1 protein-coding gene is annotated in these 638 nt (G+C 45.3%); it reads right to left on the bottom strand.

Annotated features, from left to right (window positions below):
• Window positions 1-638 (bottom strand): IS3 family transposase (locus ACO9K6_RS20950; RefSeq protein WP_424769465.1); only part of this gene is annotated, 638 nt, incomplete at both ends.

The following is a 638-nucleotide window of genomic DNA, read 5'->3' on the forward strand; positions in this document are numbered from 1 at the left end:
AAGAAGTTCTCCATGACCGCATTATCATAGCAATTCCCTTTTCGAGACATGCTTTGGGTAATCCCCTTTTTCTTCAACGCATATTGATACTGCTTCATCTGATAGTGCCAGCCTTGATCTGAATGCAGGAGGAGCTTATCCTCCTCGGATAAGCATTCAAAGGCCTGGTTCAGCATATCAGCGACCAAAGAGTAGGTGGGACGAGATCCGATGGTGTAGGTGATGATTTCGCCGTTAAACAAGTCCAGCACGGGTGAAAGGTACAGCTTCTCACCAAACAATTTAAACTCCGTGATATCGGTAACCCACTTCTCATTTGGCTTTTGCGCCTTAAACTGACGATCAAGTACATTCGGCGCTATATTACCTACAGTCCCTTTGTACGAACGGTATTTCTTGATCCGAACCATGCATTTTAATCCTAGTTCTTTCATGATCCGCTGCACTTTTTTATGATTAACGCGATGGTCCCGATTCAAGAGCTCGTCACGAATACGTCGATAGCCGTAACGGCCCTTATGTTCCTCGTAGATGCCTTGAATGAGCGACTTCAGTTCTGCATCTGGATCTGGCTTACCCAACTGTTTCACCCAATAATAAAACGTACTGCGAGGGATTTCTGCAAGCTTCAGCAATGC

Source organism: Paenibacillus praedii, from assembly GCF_049725345.1.
Taxonomy (GTDB): domain Bacteria; phylum Bacillota; class Bacilli; order Paenibacillales; family Paenibacillaceae; genus Pristimantibacillus.